We start from the raw sequence: 20,978 nt of genomic DNA on the forward strand, positions 1-20,978 counted from the left end.
TTGTATACTTATTACAGAAAAAGCCTGTTTGCTTAAAACAAACAGGCTTTTCCAATTAAAATAATATCCTTTCGAATTATACCTCGAAACTTTCTCCATCCTGAGGTACAAATACCTTTTCAGCTAGCTTATTCTTTACCAAATCTGCATGTAGTTTTTCTCGGTTATATGAGCAATGATTTACAGCTTCCATGTGATTGGCATATACTTTGCCAGGAGCATTTTTAATGAATTTTATTACATCACTTGGATCCATAATCAGAGGTTTTCCAATATCAAATTGAGCAGCACCACTAGCCACAACTGAAATTTCCGGTTTCATCTCTGTTAAAACTTTTTCTACTTCTGGTGTATAAATGGTATCTGCACTTATATATAAACTAGGCTGATTGCTTAATTCTAGAACAAATCCCATTACATCACCTGCAGGTTTGGCTACCCATCCATATCCATGTCGAGCAGGTATACCACAAATCGTACCTTCCAATAAATTTTTCTTTTCCCAATATTTCACTGTTTCAGTTACTGTAATACCCTGCTTTTTTAGTTTCTTTTCATCTATATAAGAGCAAACAACAGGAATATTCTTTTCCTTAAGGAATTTAATTCCAGCTTTATCGATATGATCAGGATGATAATGCGTTACAATACAATGGGTAACCTTATTCAAGATTTCTTGGCTATTGGTAGGCATTTCAATGATAGGATTCTTAATGGCTTTGTGTCGAAAAAATGCAAAAGGTGGCATTGAAGCCTTTTCTCCCAACATGGGATCGATTAAGATATAATGACCATTTGCCTCTATTACAAAAGTTGCGTGACGTAAATGATGAATTTTCATGATATTGACTTTTATATTATTTAAACCGATTGTACAAACATTTAATTCAGTATATAAAATCGTAAAACAAAATTAAAAAGTCAAAAACCAGTTTTCATTGATTCAAATCAAGAAATGCTTAAGCAGATTATTTAAGTGACATTTTCTTTCTGATTCTACTAAGTGTTTCAGGAGTTACTCCCAGGAAGGAAGCAATGTGATACTGAGGCACCATTTGCAAACACTCAGGCGAATTCTCAAGCAACAACTGATACATTTCATCTGGTTGTTTGGTTAATCGAATGTATTCGAACTCTTCCTTTTCCTCCAGTAATTTTTGGAATGTAGCATTAATAAATGATTTGCCACAGGGGTATTTGTTCAATAGCTCTTCAAATCGTTCCTTGTTGATTGTCAAGACCTGCACCTCCGTTAAACACTCCTGATTTTTTCGGGTGATTATAGTATTTTTAAAAGATGAAAAATCAGTTATAAACTGAGGCTTTGTATAAAAATTGATATTGGTTTCCTTGACTTCACTCGCATAAAACTCTCGCACAACTCCAGAGTTGAGGAATCTTAATTTGGTATCAATTGTATTTTCTTGCAACAAGCTTTCTCCTTTCTTATAATTGCTCTCGCTAAAGGATTCTATTAATTCTTTTAATCCTTCCTGATTTAAAGGAAAATCTGTATCGAAGAAATGATATAAATGTGATGTATTCATTCAATTATTGCTTTCTATGCAAATATAGGTCTAATTCGATTCGTGCTAAAGCAAGATAGAAAATATTCTTTGTAACAAATCCTGAATTGTCTTATATTTAATCATCCAAATTGATTCTGCTATTTACCATCATTCGAATTTCACCAATTATTTTACTCATCCTAAAAAGTCAAAAAAATGAAAAAGATTTTGTTTTTATTAGTAGCATTAGTGCTAAGTTCTGGAGTTTTTGCTCACGATCTAAAAAAAGAAAAAGAAGCAATTAAACAGGTAATTCAAACAGCTTATGTTGATGGTCTTCAAAATGAAGGTGATTTAGAGAAGATTGATTCAGGAATCCATCCGGATTTCCGTTTAATTGGAATTGGTAAAGACAATAGCATGTGGAGTCTTCCTATCGATCAATGGAAAGAGAAAACCAAAAAGAAAAAAGCCGATGGCAAATTTCCTCGTACCGGCGACAAAAAGGTAAGTGTAAAATTCGAAAACATAGACATTACCGGTAATGCCGCAGTAGCTAAAATCCAGTTTTTTGTTGGTACAAAACTTACTTACGTTGATTACATTTCTTTGTATAAATTTCCAAATGGTTGGAAGATGGTAAATAAGATCTACTACAAAATCCCAGAGAAAAAATAAAGATTATATAAAGGAGAAAGGCGTAAACTTTCTCCTTTTTTATTTCGCATTCGACACTGGCGAGTTTTTTCTATCAATAAAACTACCTGAGAAAATTAAGCCTCCAATAATTCCCATAAATATGTACAAGATTTGTTCTCCCATATTGCTGTGAGAATTTCCTGCACTTAAAAACACACTACTCAAGCCTATAAATGCCTTACTCCCTGGCACCAACATAACTATTCCCGGAACCAAATAAACCAACTCAGGTGCTTTTGTAAGCTTGCTAAATAGTTTACTAAAGCTTACCGCTACAATTGTTCCGATAAAAATACTAATCAAGATACCTGTAAAATCGAATAATGTTGTGGTGTAGTAACTTGCAAACCCGGCTATTACACAAAACAACAGATCTTTTGGGCGTACCTTAAATACGGGTAATAAACTTAAGGCAAGCAATATTATCGCGAAATAATCTATCCAATTGGGCACATCGTTTACAACATCATTAGGTTTCAGGTCTACAAAACTGGAAAGTACAGCTAGTCCAAGAACAACTCCGAAGAATTGCTTGAATAGAGAAACCAACGCATCAAAGAGTTTTGATGTTCCGGAAACCAAACTGCGGGAAGTAATTTCTTCTAATGCAGTTGTGATGGATAATCCTGGAATAAAAACAATGATTGAGGCCAAAATGGTCATGGAGATGTTAATCTGCTCAAATTTTAAGGCCAATAAACCAGTTATAATGGTTACTGTAAATGCAACCAATGATTCCAAAGTACTTCGCACATAACTTGATTTTTGCGCAAATAATGTAATACCATATACTACTGCCCCAAGTAAAAATGCAAGAAGAGATGAAACCCAACTTGTATCCAAAATAATGCTAAAAGCTCCTGCAGATGTCATAAAAGCAAACAATTCTGTTAGTTTGCCATAGCTCAAAGGAGCTGTCTTTATGTCTTCAATGGCCTGCTTGGCTTCTGCGAAGCTTATTTTATTGGACAAGACATTGTTGGTGATCTCCACAATCTTGGATAATGCTCCCAAATTTAGCTCTCCTGGTGGCACACATTCTACATAGTTGTAGGTATGATCATCTTCCTCGTAAAATACATAGTTGATCCAAGTAGGCGTATCCATAAAACTGCCTTTGATTCCCTTCTTTTCGGCAATTTCGTTTAAATATATTTGTGATTTATATGAAGGAACACCATAAGTATGCAGAGCCTTCCCAAGCTGAACAATGAATTTGTATTTCTGAGGTATTTGCATTTTTCTCTTGCCTTTTTTAAATAGTTACTACAGCTATTGGAACCTAAAATCGCACAAAAATACAATTTATATATCTCATATAGCTATCTTATTTTACACTTGCTTTTATTTATACAAATCCGACTATCTACCCACTAATTTACAATAGATCAAAACCCTACAACCCAAACCTAATAATCAAACAATTACAGACAATTTTGTCCTTAAATAAAATCTATATTGGAATCAAAAAATTTATCAATAACAGAGAACAACGAGAGCTGTTTAGCATTACTTTTGCAGCTTAATTATACCATGTAAAATTCTGAATGATTGAAATAGAAATTTCTGGATTTTCTTTTGTGGCGAAATCTAAAAAATTAAAACATAGCAGAGTTACGTTGTATTTTTTAGTACAGCTACAGAAGAAAAGATGAGATTTAGATCAATCATTTGGAGTTTTACTTGGTAACTAAATCAAATTTCAATGAAATCTATTTTCAAGCCTAAACTATTCTCAGTTTTAAAAGGCTATAATTCTCAATCTTTTCAAAAAGATTTATTCGCAGGTATAATTGTTGGTATTGTTGCCCTTCCATTGGCAATTGCTTTTGCTGTTGCTTCAGGGGTTTCGCCCGAAAAAGGATTGATTACTGCAATTATTGCCGGTTTTTTAATCTCACTTTTAGGTGGTAGCAGGGTTCAAATTGGAGGACCTACAGGAGCCTTTATCGTTATTGTTTACGGTATTGTAAGTCAGTATGGATTAGAGGGCTTAATGATATCGACCTTCCTAGCAGGGATTATGCTAGTTCTATTTGGTTTACTTCGCTTGGGTGCAATCCTGAAATTTATTCCACATCCTTTAATTGTGGGATTTACATCTGGTATTGCCCTTGTAATTTTTTCTACTCAAATTAAGGCTGCATTCGGTTTAGATATTGATTCTGTTCCTTCAGAATTTATTGAGAAATGGATGTGCTACTTCTCAAATTTGGATAGCATTAATGTTTATGCAATTGCCATTAGTGTTGGAACCATTTTAATAAGTCTGTATGCAGGAAAACTGATTCCAAAAATCCCAGGATCCTTTATTGCCATTATTGCAATGACTGTTATGGTTCAAGTGTTAGAATTGCCAGTAAGTACAATAGAATCGATATATGGCGAAATACCTAACTCTATTTCTTTTGATATGCCCAGCATCGATTGGAGTTTGGTGCACAACTATTTTCAACCTGCATTAACCATTGCCATTTTGGGTGCCATTGAATCATTGCTTTCTGCAGTAGTAGCCGATGGTATGATTGGTGGAAATCATCGTTCGAACACCGAATTGATAGCTCAGGGTATTGCCAATATTTTCTCTCCTATTTTTGGTGGGATTCCTGCAACTGGTGCCATTGCCAGAACTGCTACTAACGTTAAAAATGGCGGACGTACTCCTGTTGCCGGAATTGTTCATGCATTCACACTGTTGCTAATCATGTTGGTATTTGGAAAATGGGCAAAACTGATTCCTATGTCTTGTTTGGCAGGTATACTGATTGTTGTTTCCTACAATATGAGCGAATGGCGCTCGTTCAGATCTATTCTAAAAGGATCGCGCTTCGATATCATCGTTTTACTAACAACATTCTTCCTAACCGTATTGGTTGACCTTACAGTTGCCATTGAATTTGGAATTGTTCTGGCTGCTTTAATTTTCATGTATCGCATGTCAAAAATAAATGGTGTAATGCCTGTTGAGACAGAATCGGATGAAATTCAGAATTACAATCTTATTCCAAAAGAGATAGAGATTTATGAAATTAGTGGACCATTCTTTTTTGCTGCAGCCAAAAGATACCAGGAAACATTACGTGAACTAAAACATTCCACATCAGTTTTAATTATCAGAATGCGACACGTTCCTTTTATAGATGCTACGGGAATTAGAAATTTTACAGAAATAATTAAAAATCTGGCCAACCGCAAAACAAAGGTCATATTGTCTGGCGTAAATAAAGAAGTGAGACAAGAGCTGGAAAGATGTGAAATTGCCGATTATATTTCTGATAAGGACATTTGTGACAACTTTGAAGAAGCACTAAAAAGAGCTAAAGAAAAAATATAATACCAATTTGGGTTTAATGTAAAAAGCAGGATCAATTGATCCTGCTTTTTTTAATCATGCCAATAACCCAAATATAAAAGACATGATCACGCTACTACACTTATATTTTAGATTATATTTTGACACCGATACATATTGAAATAGTATATCATCTGCTATTTAACTTGAAATTGATGTTTATGCATTCTTTTCTCAATCTGATAATGTTTATTTCCTCTTGCTTGCTCAGATACTTGAGGATTAATGAAAAATGGTAATAGAATAAAAGACAAGCAAATTAGCAAGAAAACACTTATTCCTGCCAAAGCACCTCCTGATAAGCCCATAAACTTTGCAAACATTGATTTTATCAGATTCCAATGATAAACTACATGCAAAACCAATAGAAATATCATAATTATCCCACAAATCAAGTGAATATTACCCCATCCATGTCTGTTCATCCCTAAAAATTCCAAATTCACCTGTGTACCATACTTAGCCCATATTTCCTGGCCTGAAACTAATACATACCTAATCAAAAAACCTATTCCAACTATTAGCGAAAAGCATAATAATAGCAACAAATCAATCCACATATTTAATTTCATTTTTCCCATAATAGAATATTATTGGCTAGTTTAAAGAGATCTTACATTACAATAGCTTCATTCAAGCTATTTAAAACTATTTCTGGTGCTTTTATTGGTTTACGACTATCACTTTTGACAAAAACAAGTGTTGAATTTGCCTTACAAACCAATTCGTTGTCTTGATTTTTAAACTCAAAATTAAATTTAAATCGAGTTGAAGGAATTTCTGAAATTCTTGTAATTACCAATAATTCTTCATCGTAAGCAGTAGGCTTTTTATATTTCAAATTCATTTCGATTACCGGCATCATAATTCCATTCTCCTCTAATACCTTATCATTTATTCCAAATGATCTCATCAACTCCGTTCGAGCAAAATGACAATAATCTACGTAATTGGCATGATACACGTATCCCATCTGGTCTACCTCTCCATATCGTGGTCTTATTCGACACTCTCCTTCTATCATTTTAATTCTTTAATTGGTTCTGTTACTTTATTCCACATTTCTTTTATTTTCTCAGCAATCTCAGAGTCTGGTTTGTATTCAATTATCGATTTCCGATTTACAATCGCATTTACCATGTCCTCGTTAAATGGAATTTTTCCTAAAAGTTGGATTCCTTGCGTAATAAAGAAGTATTCCATTTGCTTCGTGATTTCAGAATTGATATCACATTTGTTTATTACCGCATACAAAGGGATTTCAAACTTCTGAACCAATTCAATCAATCTTACTGCATCATGAAAACCAGATTTACTAGGTTCTGTTACCAAGATCACCTTATCTACTCCAGTAAGAGAAGCAATTGCTGAGCAACCCACACCCGGAGGACCATCATTCAAAAGAAAATCCGCATTTTGTTCACGTGCTTTTTCCTTGGCATTTTTTCTTACCGTAGTAACCAACTTTCCTGAGTTCTCCTCTCCTGGACCCATTTTAGCATGTAACATGGTGCCAAATCGAGTATCAGATACGAACCAATGATTGTTGGTACTGTGTTCTGAACTGATTGCCTTAAAAGGACAGATCCTTTCACAAAGGCGACATCCCTCACATTCGAAAGGATTAACCTCCAAACCACCTTCGGTTCGATAGTGAATAGCATCAAATCGACATTCTTTTATACAAAAACCACAATTGGTACATATTTGTGTATCGATTTTAGCAATTCTTGCACCTAAAAATTGATTCTCTTCCTTAATTTCCGGTTCCAAAATCAGATGTAAATCTGGTGCATCTACATCAATATCAGCAAAAACAGTATTATTGGCCAAACTTGCAAAAGCCGCTGTAATGCCAGTTTTACCTGTTCCGCCTTTCCCACTTAAAATTGTTATTTCAATCATGATTCATTCTGTTTTTCAGATAAATGGCAAGTTTCATATATTCCTGTTCAATCAGTGGAGGAATATCAGATAGAAGTTTACCTTGTGCATATTGACCTGCATACTCTCGATTAAATGGAATTTCTGCCAGTAGTTCAATTTCTTCCTCTTTTAGATAAGCATACACCTCTCTATCGCCCAATCCTGCTTTATTTACAACAATTCCAAAATCTTTCTGCATTTCCTTCATCAAATTAACAGTCAAACGCAAATCGTATAGTCCAAAAGGAGTAGGCTCAGTTACCAAAATAACAAAGTCTGCTGCTGAAACAGTTTCTACTACTGGACAACTTGTTCCAGGAGGTGCATCGTAAATTAAAATATCCGATTCCTCACTTGCATTCGCCTTTAGATCCTTTATTATTTTCGTCTGCATTGGAGATCCAATTTTAAGACTTCCTTCAAGAATATCAGTTTGATTTCCTCGGGAATAATTGGTTAACTCTCCAATCGGATGTTGATGTTCTTGAATTGCTCCAAATTTACAAGCATGCAAACAAGCACCGCAAGAGTGGCACATGTTGGGATCAACTGATGCATATTTTACCGATGGAATAATTGAAATGGCATTAAACTCGCAATACTCCTCGCACTTACGACAAAAAGTACATTGCGATTCATCAATTACAGGAACAGACTGATTTACTATGGAACGGTTAATTATTTTCGCATCCTTAAAAAACAGCAAATCGTTTGGTTCTTCTACATCACAATCGACTAACTGTACATTTTTTGTCCACTTCGTTTGTATCGTAGAAAAAAGATTAACCGCAACAGTTGTTTTACCCGTTCCTCCTTTGCCACTACAGATGGCAATTTTATAGCTCATAATTCTATTTCTTGTTTTGCTTAATCACTAAATCTTTTTTCTTAACTCCAAGCTTGCCAGCTATTAAATCACATTTTGCCATTAGCATGAAAAACAACTTGTTCCTTTTTTCATCCAAAAGACCTTCCAAATTCCCTTGTCCTTTTGATATTACTACATCAGCATCTCTATATAACTTTTGTAGTTCGCTTGAACAATTTTCCAATAAGGTTGAAGGAGCATCATGACCATTAGAGATCACCTTACAAACATCCTCCATTTGTACAAAGTGAGAATCTTCGTAGGTAACATCATTTATAATGGGTTCACCTCTAACCACAAAGGTTAAATTGGGATGATTTAAAGTCTCAATAAAGAGTTTATCAAAAACAATTTCTCCTGCATTATCACCTAAGTAAAGAACTGTTTTGGCATTATTTATTGCCTCAAACATTTCTTCACTCTCATTTAGTGCGAATTCCTTTTCCAGAAGATGATTAATTTCTGATAAAATATCATCCGGAACCGAATGAGCTCCATAATCAATAATATTACCAATCACAGCTAATTTAGCCGCTACATGCATAGGATTATCAGAATTAGAAACAAGAGATTTCCAATACGAATAATTAAGATGAAGAAGTTTATTTGCCTTCAGTTTTTCGTTGGCATATAAATTCTCGGTTTTAAAAATTCTCTTTGCCAGACGATGTAGTAACAAACCAGAATAAGGAGTAGAAAGCGACTGACTATTGGCAACAATGTAATTTGCTTCCTCTTTAAATTTTGCAGTCGCTTTCTTATCTGATCCGAATTTATTTGCAATATGATTTATTGTTTTAGCCTGACAAACTAAACATTCTGAATTCATACTTAATGATTGCAACAGTTAGCATTAAACTCAATGGTTTCATTTAAGAAACCCATAACCAACTCTTTTGCTTGTAATGCAGGAGCACCCACAAAAACATTTACATTATTGGCATTAAATATTTCAATGGCTCTTGCTCCCATTCCACCTGCAAGAACATCGGTTACTCCAAGATTAGCCAAAAATGGAGGTAATTTTCCTGGAACATGTGGCGGTGCTTCAACCAATTCCTCTGCTATGATTTCTTTTCCTTCAACATCGATTAATGCAAAATGGCTACAATGTCCAAAATGCGAATCTAATATGCCTTCCTTTACTGGTATTGCGACTTTCTTCTTCATTGTTTATGATTTTAGTTCTTTTAGAGATTATCTATTCTCCGCTTTTATTCCTTCTTTGCTTACCTAATCCACCGCCACTCTTTCTTTTTAAGCCTAATCCTGTGCCAAGCTTATCCAGTAATGTTCCATCATCTTTACTTCGGCATTTTCCTAATCCGCGACCCGTTCTACAACCTTTTCCATCGGGGCCGGTTCTATCCATTCGTGGCATAACTAATTGTCTTTATGATTTAAAATTCTCTACGATCTCTTTAATGGTTCTGCGATCATCTTTCAGAATAACCATTTGTATGTCGAATTTTTCCAACAAATCTTTTGCTTTAGGTCCAAAATCACCTGAAATTACTCTTGATACTCCCAACTCTACAACTTCTTCTACTACCTTACCTCCTGCACCAGATGGAACATCTACATGTTTGTTTTCGAAGAACTCCATATTGTCTGTTTCATCATCGTAAATACAGAACCAGGCAGCTCGACCAAAACGTAAATCAAATAGTTTCTCTTCTCCTTTTCCTGTTGCTGTTATTATTGTTTTCATCAGTGTTATTTATTTAAAGATTCTATATTGCTTGAATTGCATGCTGGACATTTATCACTTGTCATTGTTTTAGGAATGTTAAAACGAGCGTGACATTTGTTACATACAAACCAATCCTTATCCATAATGGCATTGCCATATACCGTTTTAATATTTTTTGTTTCAACCAAAGCCTGAGCAATTTTCCTTCTTGCCGCTTCATAAATTCTGGCAAAAGTAGGACGTGAAATTCCCATAATCTCTGCTGCTTCCTTATGATTCATCAAATCGTAATCCGCCAACTTAATGGCTTCATATTCTTCATAAAGCAATTCAATTGACTCACGTCTTTTTGCATTTACACCATAAGGTCTATATCCCTTAAATCGCGGTGGTTCTACAACCTTTCTTAATCTTGTACGTCTTGGCATATCAGTAATTTTAAAACAAACTTATTGAGAATATTCTCATTTCGCAAATATTTTAACACAAAAAAAAGAGATCAATACTGATCTCTCCATTAATATCTTATATTCTTATTTAAGCTTCTTGTTCTTCTGAAACAAAGTGAGCAAACTGCTTTTCTACTGTAATTGGCTCGGTAAGGTACAATTCACCAACTTGTTTCGACATCATATCAGGGAATACGTATTCCCGTCCCTCTTTTAATCCTGTAATGATATTTTTTGCAACGTTCTGTGGAGAATCTTTATCCATATCCAAATCTCTCGTCATATCCGTATCAATAGGACCTGGATATACACCCATTACCAAAACATTCGAATTTAGAAGTTCCCCTCTCATTCCTTGTGTTATACTATGAACTGCAGCCTTTGAAGCTGAATAAGTCCCAGCTATAGGCATACTTGCCAATCCCAATACCGAAGCAACATTTACTATTGCCGCAAATGGTTTGTTCATTAAATGATCAATTAATGAAGTACTGAGTTTTACCAAACCCCAAACATTCACTTCAAAATTATCAGATAAGCTATCTAATGTATCATCCGAAAAGAAACCACTTGCATCATACACACCTGCATTATTAATTAAAATTTCAACATCTTTTACCTGCCTTGTAGCTCGAATAATTGTCTTATCATTTTTCAGGTCTAATAAAATAGGTATTAATCGCTCTCCATATTCCGGTTTTAAATCATCGAGAGATTTAATGTTTCTAACTCCTGCATAAACTTTTTTTGCTCCGGCTTCTAACAATTCAATGGTTATTGCCCTTCCAATTCCTCTATTTGCCCCACTTACAAAAGCAACTCGCCCATTAGGGGATACTTTTAATTCATTCATCGCAACCTCCGTTTTATTTAAATTGAATCTATACAAATTACAAATATCGATACCCAATTGCAATGTAAATAAGCACTTATAGATTATTTAGAAAATTCAGTAAAAATCAAGCTTACGAGATAAATGTGATGAATCGTTATTTTTTTACCTTTGTCATCAGTGCAATGTTTCTGCGATTTCTTATCCGGGTGCGAGTAGTCTATAATCTTTTCCAATGGCATTCCGGGCTGGAGGTTTTTAAGAGGCATTGCATTTTTTATTATACAACAGCAGGCAATGGTAAACAAAATCAATTCCGATTGCTATATTTGAGCCGATAATAAAAAACCACAGAAGATTATTAACCAAATTTTAATACATGTCGAGCAACTATTTTAAGACATACCCTGATGAGAAAGGGTATTTTGGGGAGTATGGAGGAAGTTATATTCCTGAAGAATTAATGGCAGAAATGCAGAAAATTAATGATGCTTACTACTCTATCAGTAAATCTCATGAGTTCATTTCTGAATTAAGAAGTATTCGCAAGCATTTTCAAGGCAGACCAACTCCTGTATACTACTGTAATAGACTATCAAACAAATATGGAGGAAGAATCTACCTTAAAAGAGAAGATTTAAATCACTCTGGCGCCCATAAATTGAACCACTGTATGGGAGAAGCGCTACTTGCAAAATACATGGGCAAAAAGAAACTTATTGCAGAAACTGGTGCTGGTCAGCATGGGGTAGCTTTGGCTACAGCTGCTGCATATTTTGGTTTAGAGTGTGAAATTCATATGGGTGAAGTTGATATCGCCAAAGAGCATCCCAATGTGATGCGCATGAAAATATTAGGTGCAACTGTAGTTCCTGTTACACATGGTTTAAAAACTTTAAAAGAGGCTGTGGATTCTGCTTTTCAATCCTACCTAAAAGATCCAATTAATACAATTTATTGTATTGGTTCTGTTGTTGGTCCTCACCCATTTCCAATGATGGTAAGAGAATTCCAAAGAGTTGTAGGAATTGAAGCTAGAGACCAATTTCAGGAAATGACAGGAGAACTTCCTGATAATGTTGTTGCCTGTGTTGGAGGTGGTAGTAATGCAATGGGAATTTTCTCTGCATTCTTAGAGGATAAAGAGTGTAAATTACATGGTGTTGAACCTGCAGGTAGATCATTTGATAAAGGAGAGCATGCTGCAACTTTAACTTTTGGAAAACCTGGAGTTATTCATGGTTTTAAATGTTATCTTTTACAGGATGAAGAAGGTCAACCTGATCCAGTTTACTCGGTAGCAAGTGGATTGGATTATCCAGGTGTTGGACCAGAACATTCTATGCTTAAGGATTGGAATAAGGTAGAATATCATTCTGTTACAGACAAAGAGTGTATTGATGCATTCTATGAGCTAAGCCGTTCAGAAGGTATTATTCCTGCATTGGAAAGTTCACATGCCGTGGCTTATGCATTGAAATTAGCCAAGGCAAATCCTCGCCAATCCATCCTATTGAATTTGAGTGGTCGTGGTGACAAAGATCTTGACTTTGTTGTTGAAAAATATGGATTACCTGAATAAAGAACATTAATATGTCAAAATGCTGCTCAAATGGGCAGCATTTTTTATGTAATACCTTTCTATTTCATAATATTGAATATATCTTTACTTCCTATGAAAGATGACTATAAATTTTCAAAAGATCTGAGCAAAGAGTTTGAATTTATCACTTCACGAAGCAGTGGTCCTGGTGGACAAAATGTAAACAAGGTGAATTCGAAAGTAGAATTGCGTTTTTCTGTGTTTGATTCAAATATCCTAACTCAAGAAGAAAAAGAAACCATTTTCAGAAAGCTTTATCACCATATCAATAGTCAAGGAATATTATCGGTAACCGCTCAAACAGAACGCTCACAAATCTTGAATAAAGAAATTGCGATTCAGAAGTTTTACCAGTGGATTGAATTGGCTTTAAAGCCTGTAAAACCCAGAAAGAAGACTCGTCCAACAAGAGCTTCTATTGAAAAAAGAAAGACTGATAAGCAACAGCTTTCCAAAAAGAAGGAAAGTCGAAAGAAACCTGATTTACAGTAATCAGTAAACATTGAACAGTTAGCAATTAGCTATAGACATTCATAAAAAAAGCTTGCACCAAATGATGCAAGCTTTATATTTTTCAACTCTATAACAGATTACATATCTGCAAAGAAATCATTTCCTTTATCATCAACGATAATAAATGCAGGGAAGTTTTCTACACGAATCTTACGAACCGCTTCCATTCCCAATTCAGGGAAATCAATCACTTCAATAGATTTAATGCTATTCTTCGCCAATACAGCAGCTGGTCCACCGATTGATCCCAAATAGAAACCACCATTTGCTTTACAAGCATCGGTTACTGATTGGTAACGGTTACCTTTTGCTACCATAACCATTGAACCACCAACTTTCTGGAATACGCCAACATATGGGTCCATTCGACCTGCAGTAGTTGGTCCGAAACTACCTGAAGGCATTCCTTCTGGAGTTTTAGCTGGTCCAGCATAATATATCGGGTGATTCTTGAAGTATTCAGGCATTTCTTTGCCTTCATCCAACATTTCCTGAATTTTCATATGTGCCATATCTCTGGCAACAATCATGGTTCCTGAAAGGTTCAAACGAGTTTTGATTGGATATTTAGTCAACTCTTTCAAGATGTCTTCCATTGGTTGATCCAAATCAATATCAACAGCTTCCTTCATAGCAGGAGCTTCTTCTGGCATATATTTTACTGGATCTTTCTCCAATTGCTCCAAGAAGATACCATCCTCATTGATTTTAGCTTTGATATTTCTATCTGCACTACAGCTTACACCTATACCAACCGGACAAGAAGCAGCATGACGAGGCAAACGAATTACTTTCACATCGTGAACGAAATATTTACCACCAAACTGAGCTCCAATTTCACTTTCACGACAAATTTGCTCTACTTTCTTTTCCCATTCCAAATCGCGGAAAGCCTGACCACCTTCATTACCTTCTGTTGGTAAATGATCGAAATAACCAGTAGATGCTTTTTTAACTGTAGCAAGGTTTGCTTCAGCAGAAGTACCACCAATTACCAAAGCCAAGTGGTATGGAGGACATGCAGAAGTACCTAGATCTTTAATTTTTTCTTTGATGAACTTGGTTAAGTTCTCTTCATTCAAAAGTGCCTTAGTTTGCTGATACAAGAAAGTCTTGTTTCCAGATCCACCACCTTTGGTTAAGAACAAGAATTCATATTCGCTTCCTTGATTTGCATAGATATCAATCTGTGCTGGCAAGTTATTCCCTGTGTTCTTTTCTTCGAACATGCTGAAAGGAACAACTTGAGAATATCTTAAGTTTCTTTCCTGGTAAGTATCGTAAACACCTCTTGAAAGATGCTCTGCATCATTTGCTCCAGTGTAAACATCTTCACCTTTCTTTGCTACAACAATTGCAGTACCAGTATCCTGACAAGTTGGCAACTGACCATCAGCAGCAACTACCTGGTTCATCAACATGGTATGAGCTACGAATTTATCGTTATCTGAAGCTTCTTCATCTTTTAAGATGTTCTGCAATTTTGCAAGGTGTGCAGGACGCAAATAGAAAGAAACATCAGAGAATGCTGCCTTTGATAACATTTCTAAACCCTTAGGATCAACCTTAAGAATTTTTCTTCCATCAACATCAATTGTTGATACATAATCCTTCGTCAACAAACGATATTCTGTAGTATCCTTTGTTATCGGAAATGGTTTCTGATATTTAAATTCGGACATGATATGATAATTTAAATTTTGTGTGTTATTTCTACTTAATGAAGTATACAGACAAAGATAAAACAAAATGATTTCCTCAGTCTATTAAAAAGGCTATTCTAAAACATTGCCCTTAAACATACGATTAACTTACTTCCATCTTACCAACTCAATTCATTAAGTCGATAATTCGATAATAATTCTCTTGTCCTATAAAGCTAATAGCTGTCAGCTTTCAGCTCTTAGCTTTTTTTAATCGTTTTGTAATGATTCAATGATATTCTGTCTGCGAATTACCTTTAGCGGGATATAAATCCATGCTAAGCCACTTATGGTAATGGCGAAAATAAGCAATAACACATACAGGTATGGCATTTGGAAGGCATTCGTAAACAATGAGGGTAGCACACCTATTAATGCGGATAGAATTCCACCTACTAAGCCAATTACTAGTAAAAACAGATTCTCACTAAACAAGAGTTTAAATATATTGCTCTCAGTATAACCAATAGCTCTGAGTACAGCCAATTCTTTTTTGCGTTCCCAAACATTTCGCAACAAAACAATACCTAAACCAATTGTTCCTATAATAACACCCAAACCTCCTAATATCATAAACATACTTAAATAGGTGTTCTCAACGGAATAAAAAGCAGCCATTCTTTCTGATGTTTTACTTCCTCTTACACCAAAATCTTGTAGATTATCTTCAAAATTGGCCATAAATAAAGAATCCTTTTGAGGAGATTCAGCCAAAATAATTTTAGATCCACTAACCGATGGGAAATTCTTTTGGAACAAGCTATCTGATATCAATATATTACCCTGGAAGATTGAATTTGCCATACCTCCAACAAGCAATAGCTTCACATCTTTTCCATATTCATTCTGGTAAACCAAGGTATCTCCTACCGCTTTTTTCAAGCCCCACAATATCACAGTTTGATCTGCAATGGCAGGAATAACATCCTCACCAAAATTCTGATTCAATGCACTCCAAGGGTTCTCTTTATCAACTTCTGGAAGCAATTTTGCAAAGCTGAAAGACTTTCTATCTTCAAAATCTGCAGTATTAAAACCAAGAACTCTTGGCTTGCTTACCTGATTCAAATTCAAACAACTTGCATCATCTCCTTCCAATGCTCTAAACTGCACAAAGCTTACTGATTCATCCAAATCTCCTTCCCAAAAACCTGCTTTCTCCTGACCTTCACTTGTATTTAAATCATTTAGAATTGGAAGTGTAGCCTCAATCCAATACTCATATCCACCTGTTCCCGATTGGTTAGAGTTTTCAGAATCCTGAAATGTTTTGCGATTCGCTCCGGTTATTAAAACTGAAAATGTTCCCAATGCCAACAACACTACAATTGCCAGACTTCGCTTTACATTTCTTGCAGCATTTTTAACGGATAGGTTTTTTATACTAGGAGTTTGATTGCTGAATTTTCTACTGATCCCATTTAAATAATAATGAACGAATGCAGAAAAAGCTACCAAAAACAAGCCGCCTGCTGATAGCAATAACTCAGCATTCTGTTCTAAAGAAGAGGAGAATGCATATGCTATAATGGTAATACTCACTATTAATGAAAACAAAGCGATCCAAATAGAATAAGTCGATTTCTTCCCTATCACATTCTCTTGGTGAACATCTTTAATCAGCTCAACAACCGATTGCTTCACCTTTTTTCGGGTAACAAATACAATGCATATAATGGCAATGATCACACCTGAAGCAAAACCAATGATCAATGTATTCATATCCAAATGGACACCCAACATATTGGTGCGCACAACATCTTGCCATACTGAATTCAGTGCGGATAATATCAGCTTGTTGTAAATGATTCCCAATAATACGCCTAAAATACCACCAAGGATCACTGTAATGATAGATTCGTAAATTCGAATTGCAATAATTTTCGACTTGTTAAAACCCAAACCAAGAAGAATTCCGGTTTCTTCATTCCTGTTATCCAGATTCAAAGAATAGATTAAAACCGTAAGAAGAATTGCAGCTGCGATTATAAAAAAGCTTAAGCTTAGAAACAGACCACCAAAATCTACCATGTTACTGGCTGCTCTTTTTCCTTCGTTTCTAACACCTTCAAAACCTATATTCAATACATCTGGGGTAACCAAGTCCTGTACTTTTGATCTGACATCATCTTTCGTATCAAATCTTACAGCTGTATAAGTCCCATATTTGTTACTCCATAAATTAATGGCAGTATTCGATGAAATATATGCCTTTGGAGTTCCTTTGTACTTCTTCCAGTAATCTTCATCCTTGGGCCTGATTTTGGAAAAATCAACGGGAACACCTGCCTCCCATTCACTACATGAACCAGCATCGGTTAAACCAGGAAATGATGGCATCATAGATTGATCCCAATGCGAATCTGTAATTGGCAGAATTTCTTTAATGGTAAACACTCTTGACTCTTCCACCAATTGTCTTAAAGCTCCAATTGTGTAATATTTAATTTGAAGTGTATCGCCAAGTTTAGCATTTAAATCATCGGCCAACCAAGAGTTGATAATGATTTCATTTTCTTTGATTTCATAAGAATCAACTGAAGTGATAAAAGAATATGGGGTTTCCTTCTCATTTATGCGTAAACTATTCACAAAATAACTTAGTACATATTCTTTCTCACCCGAAATATCATGAACCAAATCAGTAATTGGAGTATCAATAAATACGCGATCAGAGATCATTTCTATTTGAGAGGTCCCTTCAACATCCTGAATCTTCAAACTGGCATCTTCCAACTTCCAATTTGCAGATAAGCTTTCCTGTAATGCATGCAAATCCATTTCTTTTGAGTCTTTGGATGCAACTAAAATCAAATTGGACACCGATTCCAATTCCAACTCTTTCGCTAAGAATTCTCTTGACAGAAATACATTGTATGGCGCAACCTGATTGCTCTTCAAGCTAAATCTACCCAATTGGGAATCATCGCAAATGGCCTTCACACTTAATCTTAAAGCAATATTCTGATCTTCATCGGATACAAAAGGGGCATTGGCAGGAATTACGCTGGCTTTCTTCAATCGCAACAAAAAAGTATCGCCTTGCTTTACATTTATTCTGTCAGCAAGATTTGCACTCAAACAGGCTTCATCTGCTATTAGATGATAAAGCTGTGTACCTGATAAGTTGTCGAAAGAAGCATCAACACCATAAACCTGAATGTTATTGATTCTCGTGTTGCTCTCTGGCTGAACAGCTATACCTTCAGTCTGCAAAACGGGAATCACATGAGCATCCAAATCATTTGCAATTTCATTTGCCAATTCAGCACGCACAAAACGATCGCCAGTTGTCATGGCATATTCCACTTTGCCTAAACGCAGGTTCACCAATTCATGTAAGCTATTTCTTACTGAATCACCTACAATTAAAGCTCCGGTTAATACTGCTGTACTTACAATTGTTCCTAGCAAAACAGCCAAGTGCTGCTTGCGATAATACCACAAACTTTTAAGGATGTATTTCGTTTTGTTCATGCAGAGAGGATTCAAATTGAGATTTATTGCCTGAATTTACTTAAAAACCCAATGCATCCAATATTTTTTCGTTCAACTTACGATTCTCCCCTTGGTATGGATAACAATGAATATGTATTGCCGGATTGAAATTCATTTCAATAATGGCATAATTGTCTTTTGCTGCAGGTTTAGTGATATCTTCAATCATCATATCCAAACCTGTAATTCTAACTCCTAAAGCCGCTGCTGATTTTGCAGCAATGTCCTTATAAGAAGGATGAATATCATCCGTAAAATCTATGCTATCGCCTCCTGTACTGATATTGGAATTCTCTCTTAGGTATACAATTTCATCCTTTGCAGGAATGCTATCAAAATCCAAATTCTGATCCTGTAAAAACATCACCTCAGCTTCTTCCAGTCTAATTTTTTCCAGAGGTGTTCGATATCCTCTACCACGCAATGAATCCTTATTCTTCTCCTCAACCAATTGTTTTATTGAACTGCTCCCATCGCCTCTAACATTGGCTGGTACGCGGTGAAGTATTCCTGTAACCTGTTCGTTAATTACAAAGAATCTATACTCCTTTCCGGAAACGAATTCCTCTATCAAAATGCTATTATCATGTTCGAAAGCGATCTCAACAGCACGCTTGTATACCTCTTCGCTATTGTTTTCTTTTAAGATTGTAATTCCCAAACCAAAATTGGTTGATTTTGGTTTGATCACAATTCCTTTTCCTTCAAACAAATCAAAATCCGATTGAGCTTCTTTCACATCACGATAATCTAAACCAGAAGGCACTCTGATTCCAGCATTTTCCAGAATCTTCTTTGTAACCAATTTGTTTTCCATCATCAGAACGCTCGAATAGTTGTCTAACGATGTTCGTGTTGCCTGCATTACATATTCAGTTTTATCACCTCTGTGCAGACTGATGAAGTTCTCGCTACGGTCTAAAATTTTAAATTCCACACCACGACGCAATGCAGCTTTCATTAACAACTGGGAAGACAATTCCAGGTCTTCAAATCCGTGAAAACGGAAGCCACTCATCTCACTTTCAGTTTTGTATTTTTTTGCAAGATTCAAATGGAAGTTAATAAAGCCTTCCTCTTCTATTTGCTGCTTTACTTTATGCGAAGAGCGCTTGTCTGGATAATGAGTCAATTCTTCGGCTTTGTCCATTGCCAAGCGATAACACTCATTATCAATTATTCCTGATGATTTTGCGAATTTTTTAATGTCAGAGAAGATATTTTGAAGCATCTCATCAATCTTCAGCATATTTCCTTCGAAATCCTTCAACAATAGATCAGGATTCAATCCACTGCAAGCTACCCAATCGTGATTCTTGGCGGCAATTCTTTGCTCTGTTTCATTGTAAATATTTTCTTCCTCTTTGAACAAACAATAAAGCATAAACAGATGCATAAAATGCAATCTCTTTTTGGATACTCCTGACTTTTCAAAAGGATCAAGATCTAAAATTCGAACTTCGAGATGAGATAGTTTTTTACTTACTGCATCGAACTTTAATCGAATTGGCAGGTACAACTCCTCATCCAAAAGCAGCTTGCCTGAATCCACTAAATTTTTCACTGAATCTTTATAGGCAGTCAAGCTGTTGAAATCTACAAAGTACTCTTCGGCATTTCTATAGCCCGCAGATCCTGTTCGAATTGAAACAGCCTTTCTACAACCCATCTTCATTTTTTCGCCAGTTCTAAGCGATTTCATCTTAAAGGATGGATCTGCCTCTGGACTTTCGCCAAACAACCAAACCAAAAGCCAACGGTAACGCATAAAGTTGCGAACCATTTTCAGATATACAGCTTCACGAAAGTTAGTTTGATTTCCATCCCATTTGGTGGCTTTACATAGCTTTCGTTCTAATCGGTCTGATAAAGAAAAATTGAAGTGAATGCCAGACAACATCTGTCTTTCCTTCCCATATCTATTGGCCAGTTCCTCTCTGTATTTTTCCTTATGAACTCCCTCTTCTCCAAATTTTGCAATCGGAATTTCATCCTCATCAGGCAAAAGTGGTGGTAAACTTTGAGGCCATAACAGTTCATCGCCTAAATTTTCCGAAATCACATCATTTAAGGTTTCCAAAAAACCATGAACCTCAGCAATACTCTTTAATGGTGGGGTAATCATTTCCACCTGACTCTCAGAAAAATCGGTAGTGATAAATGGATGACGAAATTTATCACCCAGAATTCCAGGGTGTGGCGTACTTGCCATTTTTCCCATTTCATCAACACGAACGTTTTCCTTTTCAATACCAAATAAACCATCGGTAATACTTGCTTTAATACCATTGCAAGTCAGAGTTTTCTTAATATTATTGACTAAATGAACCATCG

At 35.6% G+C, this 20,978-nt stretch carries 20 protein-coding genes; 4 read left to right on the forward strand and 16 right to left on the reverse strand.

Annotation, left to right across the window (positions count from 1 at the left end):
• Window positions 1-76: 76 nt before the first annotated feature.
• On the reverse strand, window positions 77-841 hold the full coding sequence (locus DF185_RS00575) for an MBL fold metallo-hydrolase (protein WP_110358783.1): 765 nt from the start codon (window positions 839-841) through the stop codon (window positions 77-79).
• A 127-nt stretch (window positions 842-968) separates the two neighbouring features.
• On the reverse strand, window positions 969-1,547 hold the full coding sequence (locus tag DF185_RS00580; RefSeq protein ID WP_110358784.1) for a Crp/Fnr family transcriptional regulator: 579 nt from the start codon (window positions 1,545-1,547) through the stop codon (window positions 969-971).
• Window positions 1,548-1,724: 177 nt separating this feature from the next.
• Between DF185_RS00580 and DF185_RS00585 the strand changes: the two genes are divergently transcribed.
• On the forward strand, window positions 1,725-2,186 hold the full coding sequence (locus DF185_RS00585; protein WP_110358785.1) for a nuclear transport factor 2 family protein: 462 nt from the start codon (window positions 1,725-1,727) through the stop codon (window positions 2,184-2,186).
• Between the two features lie 39 nt (window positions 2,187-2,225).
• Here the strand turns inward: DF185_RS00585 and DF185_RS00590 are convergent, their stop codons facing one another.
• Window positions 2,226-3,446 (reverse strand): threonine/serine exporter family protein, encoded by a 1,221-nt coding sequence (locus DF185_RS00590; RefSeq protein ID WP_110358786.1) that lies wholly within the window; start codon window positions 3,444-3,446, stop codon window positions 2,226-2,228.
• 466 nt (window positions 3,447-3,912) lie between these two features.
• Here DF185_RS00590 and DF185_RS00595 point away from each other — a divergent pair, with 466 nt between their 5' ends.
• Entirely contained in the window at window positions 3,913-5,541 is a 1,629-nt protein-coding gene (locus DF185_RS00595; RefSeq protein WP_110358787.1) for a SulP family inorganic anion transporter, read from the forward strand.
• Between the two features lie 155 nt (window positions 5,542-5,696).
• On the opposite strand, the gene DF185_RS00600 is transcribed toward DF185_RS00595, so the two are convergent.
• The 10 genes from DF185_RS00600 to DF185_RS00645 all read right to left on the reverse strand — a co-directional run bounded on the left by DF185_RS00600 (window position 5,697) and on the right by DF185_RS00645 (window position 11,348).
• The gene (locus DF185_RS00600) at window positions 5,697-6,140 is read right to left on the reverse strand and encodes a DUF4405 domain-containing protein (protein WP_110358788.1); all 444 of its coding nucleotides are present in this window, start codon (window positions 6,138-6,140) and stop codon (window positions 5,697-5,699) included.
• 32 nt (window positions 6,141-6,172) lie between these two features.
• On the reverse strand, window positions 6,173-6,583 hold the full coding sequence (locus tag DF185_RS00605) for an acyl-CoA thioesterase (RefSeq protein ID WP_110358789.1): 411 nt from the start codon (window positions 6,581-6,583) through the stop codon (window positions 6,173-6,175).
• The gene (locus DF185_RS00610) at window positions 6,580-7,464 is read right to left on the reverse strand and encodes a P-loop NTPase (RefSeq protein ID WP_110358790.1); all 885 of its coding nucleotides are present in this window, start codon (window positions 7,462-7,464) and stop codon (window positions 6,580-6,582) included. Before DF185_RS00610 ends, DF185_RS00605 begins: the two co-directional genes overlap by 4 nt.
• Entirely contained in the window at window positions 7,457-8,332 is an 876-nt protein-coding gene (locus DF185_RS00615; RefSeq protein ID WP_110358791.1) for a P-loop NTPase, read from the reverse strand. The genes DF185_RS00610 and DF185_RS00615 overlap by 8 nt, the downstream gene beginning before the upstream one ends.
• A gap of 4 nt (window positions 8,333-8,336) precedes the next feature.
• Complete coding sequence (locus DF185_RS00620; RefSeq protein ID WP_110358792.1) at window positions 8,337-9,182, reverse strand: damage-control phosphatase ARMT1 family protein; 846 nt, start codon at window positions 9,180-9,182, stop codon at window positions 8,337-8,339.
• Between the two features lie 2 nt (window positions 9,183-9,184).
• Window positions 9,185-9,523, reverse strand: coding sequence for a NifB/NifX family molybdenum-iron cluster-binding protein (locus DF185_RS00625; protein WP_110358793.1), 339 nt, complete (start codon window positions 9,521-9,523; stop codon window positions 9,185-9,187).
• 31 nt (window positions 9,524-9,554) lie between these two features.
• Window positions 9,555-9,734, reverse strand: coding sequence for a DUF5320 domain-containing protein (locus DF185_RS00630; RefSeq protein WP_110358794.1), 180 nt, complete (start codon window positions 9,732-9,734; stop codon window positions 9,555-9,557).
• Window positions 9,735-9,746: 12 nt separating this feature from the next.
• On the reverse strand, window positions 9,747-10,064 hold the full coding sequence (locus tag DF185_RS00635; RefSeq protein ID WP_110358795.1) for a NifB/NifX family molybdenum-iron cluster-binding protein: 318 nt from the start codon (window positions 10,062-10,064) through the stop codon (window positions 9,747-9,749).
• A gap of 5 nt (window positions 10,065-10,069) precedes the next feature.
• Window positions 10,070-10,474, reverse strand: a complete 405-nt coding sequence (locus DF185_RS00640; protein WP_110358796.1) for a DUF134 domain-containing protein — start codon at window positions 10,472-10,474, stop codon at window positions 10,070-10,072.
• Window positions 10,475-10,583: 109 nt separating this feature from the next.
• Entirely contained in the window at window positions 10,584-11,348 is a 765-nt protein-coding gene (locus DF185_RS00645) for an SDR family oxidoreductase (protein WP_110358797.1), read from the reverse strand.
• Window positions 11,349-11,706: 358 nt separating this feature from the next.
• Between DF185_RS00645 and trpB the strand changes: the two genes are divergently transcribed.
• Together trpB and arfB are read left to right on the forward strand one after the other, a co-directional pair.
• Window positions 11,707-12,909 carry a tryptophan synthase subunit beta gene (gene trpB, locus DF185_RS00650; protein ID WP_110358798.1) on the forward strand — a complete coding sequence of 401 codons (1,203 nt, stop codon included), beginning with the start codon at window positions 11,707-11,709 and terminating at the stop codon, window positions 12,907-12,909.
• A gap of 93 nt (window positions 12,910-13,002) precedes the next feature.
• Window positions 13,003-13,422 carry an alternative ribosome rescue aminoacyl-tRNA hydrolase ArfB gene (arfB, locus tag DF185_RS00655; RefSeq protein ID WP_110358799.1) on the forward strand — a complete coding sequence of 140 codons (420 nt, stop codon included), beginning with the start codon at window positions 13,003-13,005 and terminating at the stop codon, window positions 13,420-13,422.
• Between the two features lie 98 nt (window positions 13,423-13,520).
• On the opposite strand, the gene DF185_RS00660 is transcribed toward arfB, so the two are convergent.
• The 3 genes from DF185_RS00660 to gshAB all read right to left on the reverse strand — a co-directional run bounded on the left by DF185_RS00660 (window position 13,521) and on the right by gshAB (window position 20,976).
• Window positions 13,521-15,125: a fumarate hydratase gene (locus DF185_RS00660; RefSeq protein ID WP_110358800.1), complete on the reverse strand. Its 1,605-nt coding sequence runs from the start codon at window positions 15,123-15,125 to the stop codon at window positions 13,521-13,523.
• A 231-nt stretch (window positions 15,126-15,356) separates the two neighbouring features.
• Complete coding sequence (locus tag DF185_RS00665; RefSeq protein WP_110358801.1) at window positions 15,357-18,623, reverse strand: ABC transporter permease; 3,267 nt, start codon at window positions 18,621-18,623, stop codon at window positions 15,357-15,359.
• Window positions 18,624-18,663: 40 nt separating this feature from the next.
• Window positions 18,664-20,976, reverse strand: coding sequence for a bifunctional glutamate--cysteine ligase GshA/glutathione synthetase GshB (gene gshAB, locus DF185_RS00670; RefSeq protein WP_110358802.1), 2,313 nt, complete (start codon window positions 20,974-20,976; stop codon window positions 18,664-18,666).
• Between the last annotated feature and the right edge of the window lie 2 nt (window positions 20,977-20,978).

It is taken from the genome of Marinifilum breve, from assembly GCF_003202155.1.
Lineage (GTDB): Bacteria > Bacteroidota > Bacteroidia > Bacteroidales > Marinifilaceae > Marinifilum > Marinifilum breve.

Excerpts from the sequence above, each read along its gene's own strand:
- DF185_RS00605 (WP_110358789.1), bottom strand. The coding sequence starts at position 6,583 with ATGATAGAAGGAGAGTGTCGAATAAGACCACGATATGGAGAGGTAGAC.
- arfB (WP_110358799.1), top strand. The coding sequence starts at position 13,003 with ATGAAAGATGACTATAAATTTTCAAAAGATCTGAGCAAAGAGTTTGAA.
- DF185_RS00625 (WP_110358793.1), bottom strand. The coding sequence starts at position 9,523 with ATGAAGAAGAAAGTCGCAATACCAGTAAAGGAAGGCATATTAGATTCG.
- DF185_RS00595 (WP_110358787.1), top strand. The coding sequence starts at position 3,913 with ATGAAATCTATTTTCAAGCCTAAACTATTCTCAGTTTTAAAAGGCTAT.
- gshAB (WP_110358802.1), bottom strand. The coding sequence starts at position 20,976 with ATGGTTCATTTAGTCAATAATATTAAGAAAACTCTGACTTGCAATGGT.
- trpB (WP_110358798.1), top strand. The coding sequence starts at position 11,707 with ATGTCGAGCAACTATTTTAAGACATACCCTGATGAGAAAGGGTATTTT.
- DF185_RS00615 (WP_110358791.1), bottom strand. The coding sequence starts at position 8,332 with ATGAGCTATAAAATTGCCATCTGTAGTGGCAAAGGAGGAACGGGTAAA.
- DF185_RS00575 (WP_110358783.1), bottom strand. The coding sequence starts at position 841 with ATGAAAATTCATCATTTACGTCACGCAACTTTTGTAATAGAGGCAAAT.
- DF185_RS00600 (WP_110358788.1), bottom strand. The coding sequence starts at position 6,140 with ATGGGAAAAATGAAATTAAATATGTGGATTGATTTGTTGCTATTATTA.
- DF185_RS00610 (WP_110358790.1), bottom strand. The coding sequence starts at position 7,464 with ATGATTGAAATAACAATTTTAAGTGGGAAAGGCGGAACAGGTAAAACT.
- DF185_RS00665 (WP_110358801.1), bottom strand. The coding sequence starts at position 18,623 with ATGAACAAAACGAAATACATCCTTAAAAGTTTGTGGTATTATCGCAAG.
- DF185_RS00630 (WP_110358794.1), bottom strand. The coding sequence starts at position 9,734 with ATGCCACGAATGGATAGAACCGGCCCCGATGGAAAAGGTTGTAGAACG.
- DF185_RS00580 (WP_110358784.1), bottom strand. The coding sequence starts at position 1,547 with ATGAATACATCACATTTATATCATTTCTTCGATACAGATTTTCCTTTA.
- DF185_RS00640 (WP_110358796.1), bottom strand. The coding sequence starts at position 10,474 with ATGCCAAGACGTACAAGATTAAGAAAGGTTGTAGAACCACCGCGATTT.
- DF185_RS00645 (WP_110358797.1), bottom strand. The coding sequence starts at position 11,348 with ATGAATGAATTAAAAGTATCCCCTAATGGGCGAGTTGCTTTTGTAAGT.
- DF185_RS00585 (WP_110358785.1), top strand. The coding sequence starts at position 1,725 with ATGAAAAAGATTTTGTTTTTATTAGTAGCATTAGTGCTAAGTTCTGGA.
- DF185_RS00635 (WP_110358795.1), bottom strand. The coding sequence starts at position 10,064 with ATGAAAACAATAATAACAGCAACAGGAAAAGGAGAAGAGAAACTATTT.
- DF185_RS00660 (WP_110358800.1), bottom strand. The coding sequence starts at position 15,125 with ATGTCCGAATTTAAATATCAGAAACCATTTCCGATAACAAAGGATACT.
- DF185_RS00620 (WP_110358792.1), bottom strand. The coding sequence starts at position 9,182 with ATGAATTCAGAATGTTTAGTTTGTCAGGCTAAAACAATAAATCATATT.
- DF185_RS00590 (WP_110358786.1), bottom strand. The coding sequence starts at position 3,446 with ATGCAAATACCTCAGAAATACAAATTCATTGTTCAGCTTGGGAAGGCT.